6 protein-coding genes are annotated in these 5,834 nt (G+C 69.8%); 1 reads left to right on the top strand and 5 read right to left on the bottom strand.

Annotated elements, in window-relative coordinates:
* The 5 genes from FJV41_RS47580 to FJV41_RS47600 all read right to left on the bottom strand — a co-directional run.
* Positions 1-822 (bottom strand): chemotaxis protein CheB (locus FJV41_RS47580; RefSeq protein ID WP_141649260.1); only part of this gene is annotated, 822 nt, incomplete at its 3' end.
* Between the two features lie 35 nt (positions 823-857).
* Positions 858-3,122, bottom strand: a complete 2,265-nt coding sequence (locus tag FJV41_RS47585) for a hybrid sensor histidine kinase/response regulator (RefSeq protein WP_141649261.1) — start codon at positions 3,120-3,122, stop codon at positions 858-860.
* Between the two features lie 39 nt (positions 3,123-3,161).
* On the bottom strand, positions 3,162-4,409 hold the full coding sequence (locus FJV41_RS47590) for a methyl-accepting chemotaxis protein (RefSeq protein WP_141649262.1): 1,248 nt from the start codon (positions 4,407-4,409) through the stop codon (positions 3,162-3,164).
* A 5-nt stretch (positions 4,410-4,414) separates the two neighbouring features.
* Positions 4,415-4,801 carry a CheW domain-containing protein gene (locus tag FJV41_RS47595; RefSeq protein WP_141649263.1) on the bottom strand — a complete coding sequence of 129 codons (387 nt, stop codon included), beginning with the start codon at positions 4,799-4,801 and terminating at the stop codon, positions 4,415-4,417.
* Positions 4,798-5,280 carry a chemotaxis protein CheW gene (locus FJV41_RS47600; RefSeq protein ID WP_141649264.1) on the bottom strand — a complete coding sequence of 161 codons (483 nt, stop codon included), beginning with the start codon at positions 5,278-5,280 and terminating at the stop codon, positions 4,798-4,800. The genes FJV41_RS47595 and FJV41_RS47600 overlap by 4 nt, the downstream gene beginning before the upstream one ends.
* Before the next feature lie 170 nt (positions 5,281-5,450).
* Between FJV41_RS47600 and FJV41_RS47610 the strand changes: the two genes are divergently transcribed.
* The coding region (locus FJV41_RS47610) for a response regulator (RefSeq protein ID WP_141649265.1) at positions 5,451-5,834 on the top strand (384 nt) is incomplete at its 3' end.

A 5,834-nucleotide genomic window follows, 5' to 3' on the forward strand; every position in this document is an offset into this window, starting at 1 on the left:
GTCCCGCCCCATCCCCGTCAGGATGACCCCGACACAGCTCGAGCCGAAGGCCTCCGCCGCCGAAGTGAGCAGCATGTCACACGAAGGCCGGAAGCCCCGAAGTGCCGGTCCCGAGTCCAGCTCCAGCCGGCCCTCGGGTCGCACCAACAGATGACTGCCCGACGGTGCGATGTAGACCGTCCCCGGCACCATCACCATGCCGTGCTCCGCCTCTGTCACTCGCAGCGCCGTCTCCATCGTCAGCCAGTGCGCGAGGCCCTCCGTGAAACCCTCGCTGATGTGCTGGCAGTAGGCGATGGGCGCGGGAAAGTCTCGTGGAATCTTCCGCAGTACCTGTGCAACGGCCTTTGGACCACCCAGGGACGCGGCGATGGCCACCAGGGGAAAGGGCGGCGGGGGCAGGTCCTCCTTGGGCAGCTTCGCGGAGGAGCGCGTCTGGCGCACGGCCTTCACCTGGGCCAGCAGCACCAGCTTGCGCGCGATATGGGCCCAGAAGTCCGCGCCGGGGATGGCGGGGCGCTCCACCACGTCCAGGGCCCCCAGGGCCATGGCCTGGAACGCCTCCTGGCCGGACAGCGCGCCCGGATGCAGCGCGAGGACGGGCACCGGCCGCCCCGCCATCACCTGCTCGATGGCCTCCAGGGCCTCCAGGCTGGTGAGGTCCACCAGCAGCACGTCCGGGAAGTGGCGCTGCACGGCGACGAGGGCGCCCGGGAAGTCGATTTCGGCGGGCCCCACCGGGACGAGCGACTCGCCGTCGAACAGGCCACGGGCCGCGAGCGCGCGCAGCCCCTTGCCCACCATGAGCACCCTGAACGCCATCCCCGCCGCGGCCGTGCCACCCAAAACGTCGCTCCTCAGGTCAGCCGGTCAATCGCCTGCGCGAGCACTTCCACGCCCAGCTCTCCCTTGACGAGATAGGCATCCGCGCCCGCGTCCAGGCCGCGCCGCTTGTCCTCGGGCGAGGCGAGTGACGACAGGATGATGACGGGGATGCGCGCCACGGCGGGCGTCGACTTCAGCCGCCGCGCAAGCGAGAAGCCGTCCATCTTCGGCATCTGCACGTCGGTGAGGATGAGGTCGTAGCTGTTGTTCTGCACCTTCCCGTAGGCCTCCTCGCCGTCCTGGGCCTCCTCCACCATGTGGCCCAGCGCCTTGACGAGCGCGCCTTCCGTCGCGCGGGCAATGGGAGAGTCGTCCACGAGCAGCACCCGGAGCCGCTTGGCGGCTGGCGCCTGGGTGACGGGCCGCGCCATGCGGCGCACCTCCGTCATGATGTCGGGGACATGCAGCAGCACGGCGATGCGGCCGTCCTCCAGCGCGGCGGTGCCGGCGATGAAGGGCGCGCCCTTGAGGAACTCTCCGCCGCAGGGCTTCACGGCCACTTCGCGCTCGTCCACGAAGCCGTCCACCACGAGGGCCGCGTGGTCCTCGCCATGGCGCACGACGACGGCGGGGGGCCGGTCGAACCGGTTGCCACCGTTGAGGCCGAGCAGCGGCCCCAGCGCCACGAGCGCCGTGGGCTTGCCCCGGTGCCGCACGGCGAGGGTGCCGAAGATCTCCAGACGGTCATCCGGCTTGACGCGCATCACCGCCTCGACGTCGGCGGCGGGCATGCCGTAGACGTCGTCGCCCAGGCGCACCAGCAGCACCTTCATCAAGGCGAGCGACTGGGGCAGCCGCAGGGTGATGGTGGTGCCACGGCCGATGCGGCTGTTGACGCCCACCGAACCGCCGAGCGTCTCCACCTTGCGCTTCACCACGTCCATGCCCACGCCGCGGCCGGACAGCTCGCTGACCTGCTCGCGGGTGGAGAAACCGGGACGGAAGATGAGCTCGATGGCCTCTCGCTCCGACAACGCGGCGGCCTGCACCGCGTTGATGAGGCGCTTGTTGACGGCCACCTGGCGCAGGCGCTCCGGGTCGATGCCGCGCCCGTCGTCCTCCACCTCGATGTGGAGCATGTCGCCATCCACGCGCACGCGGATGCGGACACGGCCCGTGAGCGGCTTGCCGAGCTGCTGGCGCGTGTCCGGCGACTCCAGGCCGTGGTCCACGGCGTTGCGCAGGAGGTGCACCAGCGCGTCGCGCACGTCGGCCAGCATGGACCGGTCCACGCCGATGTCGGCGTTCTCGATGAGCAGGTCCACTTCCTTCGTCTGCGTGCGCGCCATGTCCCGCACCGCGCGCGGGAAGGCGTCGAACACCGTGGACAGCGGCACCAGGCGGGCCTCCGCCACGTGGTCCGCCATCTTCGACAGGTTGCCGTGCAGGATGTTGATGCCGTCGTCGTTGCGCCGCACGAAGCGGAACGCATCGTCGCGCAGCATGTGGAGGTCGCTCTCCACGCGGTCCAACACCATGCGCACTTCGTTGGGAATCTCCACCTGCTCGGCCAGCCGCAGGAAGCGATCTCCCAGGCGGCTGAAGCGCTCGAACAGCGCCTCCGTCTCCGAGCTGCGCAGCCGACCCCGGGCGCTCTCCACCAGCAGGTCACCCGCGAGCAGGCCCAGCGAGTCCAGCACCTCCACGTTCACCCGAATCGTGCGGTCGGCGATGGCCGACTTCGCCGCGCTCGGAGCCTCCTCCTCCCCACCACGGCCCGGAGGGTGCGCCACGGCCGGAGCCGGAGCATCCACGGACGCCGGACGGGGAGCCGCCACGGGGGGCGGGGCGGCGACAACGGGCGCCGCCACCGGAGGCGGCTTGGGCTTCGCGACATGAATGGCGGGCGCGGCCTGGCCGGACACCTCCGCCATCGCGCGCACGATGTCCTCGCTCGCGGACGTGCCGGTGTTCGCACCGGACATGTCCTCGATGAGATCGGACAGGACATCGCAGGCACGGAGCATGACGTCCGTGGCGATCTCCGTGGCCGTGCGTCCCTCGCGCTCGGCGCGCAGGACGTCCTCCGCCGCGTGAGCGAGCTGACCGATGGCGGCGAGGCCCAGCATGCGGGCCTCTCCCTTCATCGTGTGCAGCTCGCGCGCGACGTCGTCCGCGGCCTGATCCGCGGTCTCCTTCTCCAGGTCCAACACACCCAGTTGGATCTTCTGGAGGCGGTCGGCGGTGACCTCCTGGAACTTCTTCAGGAGGGATTTCTTGAGTGCCTCGGTATCCATGGGCGGTGAGCGCTGCGCACCCTCCCCTTCCCAAAAGAGCTAGTCGGCCTTGAAGCGCTTGATGAGCTCCGCCAGCCGTGCGGCCAGCTGAGTGAGCTCCGCCGCCGCCCCCGTCGCCTGCTTCGACGCCTGGGTCGTCTGACGCGTCACATCTTCAATCTCCGCCATGGACGCCACCACCTGCTCGGTGGCCGTGCGCTGCTGCTGGGTGGCGAGGTTGATGACGCGGGCCGCGTCGCTCGTCTCCTGCACGCCGGCGAGGATGCCTTCCACGGCCTGGGCCGCGACGGCGCCCAGCTTCTCACCCGACTCGGTGGCGGACTTGGACGCTTCGGCGGCGCCCGCGGCGGCCGCGGTGGCCTCGCGGATCTCCGTGATGAGGTTCTTGATCTCCTTGGTGGAGTCCAGGACGTTCTCCGCCAGCCGGCGCATCTCCGCCGCGACGATGGAGAAGCCCTTGCCCGCCTCACCCGCGCGGCTGCCTTCCAGCGCCGCGTTCAGCGCGAGCAGGTCGGATCGGTCGGCGATCTCGTCGATGACCTCCACCACCGTGCCGATGCGCTCCACGCGCTTGGACAGCTTCGCGATGGAGTCCGCCACGGCGACGCCGTCGCTGCGGATCTGCTGCATGGCCTGGATGAACTCACCGATGGCGCCACGGCCCGCGCGCGCCGCGCCGAGCGTCTCTTCCGCCACGCGCGCCACGCTGCCGGCGTTCTCGGCGATCTGCGCGGAGGCGTGCTTGAGCTCCTCCATGGTGGCGGTCGTCTCGTGGATGGCCGCCGCCTGCTCCGTGGAGGACGTCTCGTGCTGGGTGGACGCCGCCAGCACCTGGTTGGCGGACGAGGACAGCCGCAGCGCCGCCTCGTTGATCTCCCGCACGAAGGTGCGCAGCGTTTCAATGACCTTGCCGAAGCCCTCCAGCAGGGGCCCGAGCTGGGGGTCCTCGGTGGTGGTGTTCCACCGGGACAGGTCGCCTTCGCGCACCAGGCTGATGAGCGCGTCGAGCGCCTGATCGATCTCCTGCGCCGCCACGTGCTTGCGGTGCTCGGAGCTGGCGAAGTTGTCCAGCACCTGGTTGAGCAGGTGGGCCATCTCCTCGCCGCCCTCGCCCACCAGTTCCTTGGGGACGCGGGCCTGGAGGTTGCCGGCCAGCACCGTCAGCAGCGTGTCGGTGAAGGCCTTGAGGGGCGCCGGCGGCGCGGCGGCACTCGCCTTGTTGGCGGGGGCCTTGCGCGCGGAGCGGGCCTTGGACGCGGGCTTCTCGTTGGGGGTGTCCAGGGACATTGCGGTCAGTGCCTTCCTTGAGAATCTTGGGTCCTGGCGGTCTCCACCAGGTCAATCAGCAAAACGGTGCGGGCTTCTTCCAGGCACACACCGACGGCATAAGAGGCCGCGCCCGCGGTGGGGGGCATGCGGCGAAGCTGCGTCACGGGGATGGGGCGCACACCCCGGACGGTGTCCACCTTCAGGTGGCCTTCTCCTTCCGGCGTGTCGAACACGAGCGCGCGGTGGCCTCGGGAGAGGCGCCCCAGCTCCGGCAGGGTGATGTCCTCCGGCAACGAGCGGTCGATGCGCAGCACCTGCGACGCGTCCGTGCCGAAAGTCCCACTGCCAATCTCGAAGAAGAGGATGTCCACCTCTTCGACCTTCTCCTCCACGAGTGACTCGTCGTTCATCGAGCCACCGCGCGCTGCCGGGCCGTCTGCAGCAGCTTGTGGAAGTTGAGCAGGTTGATGCCGTCCTGGGTGGTGCTGCCCTGCACCACGCCGAGCAGGTGCTCGGCGGCGGCGTCTCCTCCGAGCGGCGGAGGGAGGATGTCGGAGACCGGAATGCGGCGCAGGCCCAGCACCGTGTCCGCGACGACACCGGCGACGATGCTGCCGGTGACGCCGATGAACAGGCGGGTGCGGGGACCGATGCGCGCCTCTCCCTTGGAGAGGAAGCGCAAGAGGTCGACGACGGGGAGGACCTCACCGCGATGGCCGGTGACGCCCATGATGAAGGAAGGAGTCCTGGGCAGGGGGGTGAGCAGCCCGGCGCGGAACACCTCGAGGACGTTCTCGCTGGGCACCCCGAACCGAAGGTCTCCCACCCGGAAGCAAAAGAACTCCTGCTCCGGCCGGGCCTGAGCGGCCACGGCACGGTCCGGAGCCATCCGGAGTGCTCGCTGGAGGGGAGTCGAGGTCGTGGTCAAGGCGTCGGAGTATCCGGAGGGGACGAAAACCGGTCAAGGGGAGGTCGCATGGAGGCCGGCCGCTCGCCGTTTCGATGGTCCGCGCTGAACCAAAGGTGTAGGGTTGCACCCTGAATCCTTTGAGGAGGACGATGTCGCGCGTACTGGTCATTGATGACAGCCCGATGCTGGTGGAGCTCACCGTTCGGGCCCTCACCGCCGCCGGCTACCAGGCGAGCGGGGCCCAGGACCTGGCGAGCCTCGACCAGAAGCTCACCGAGGGACCGTTCGCGCTCATCCTCATGGACGTGAACATGCCGGAGATGTTCGGCGACGATGTCGTCGAATACCTGCGGCGTCAGAAGAAAGTCACCGCGAAGCTGGTCCTCTACTCCGACATCTCGGAAGCGGAGCTGGCCGGCAAGACGAAGGCGTCCGGCGCGGACGGCTACATCCTCAAGAGCGGTGGCCTGGAGGCCGTGCTCGGAGGAGTGATGGGGCTCATCGGGGCTCCGGCCCTGGGCGTCCCCGCCGCC

Source organism: Myxococcus llanfairpwllgwyngyllgogerychwyrndrobwllllantysiliogogogochensis (assembly GCF_006636215.1).
GTDB classification, from domain to species: domain Bacteria; phylum Myxococcota; class Myxococcia; order Myxococcales; family Myxococcaceae; genus Myxococcus; species Myxococcus llanfairpwllgwyngyllgogerychwyrndrobwllllantysiliogogogochensis.

Bases quoted from the DNA above. Each gene is read 5' to 3' on its own strand.
- FJV41_RS47585 (WP_141649261.1), bottom strand. From the start codon at position 3,122: ATGGATACCGAGGCACTCAAGAAATCCCTCCTGAAGAAGTTCCAGGAG.
- FJV41_RS47590 (WP_141649262.1), bottom strand. From the start codon at position 4,409: ATGTCCCTGGACACCCCCAACGAGAAGCCCGCGTCCAAGGCCCGCTCC.
- FJV41_RS47595 (WP_141649263.1), bottom strand. From the start codon at position 4,801: ATGAACGACGAGTCACTCGTGGAGGAGAAGGTCGAAGAGGTGGACATC.
- FJV41_RS47600 (WP_141649264.1), bottom strand. From the start codon at position 5,280: ATGGCTCCGGACCGTGCCGTGGCCGCTCAGGCCCGGCCGGAGCAGGAG.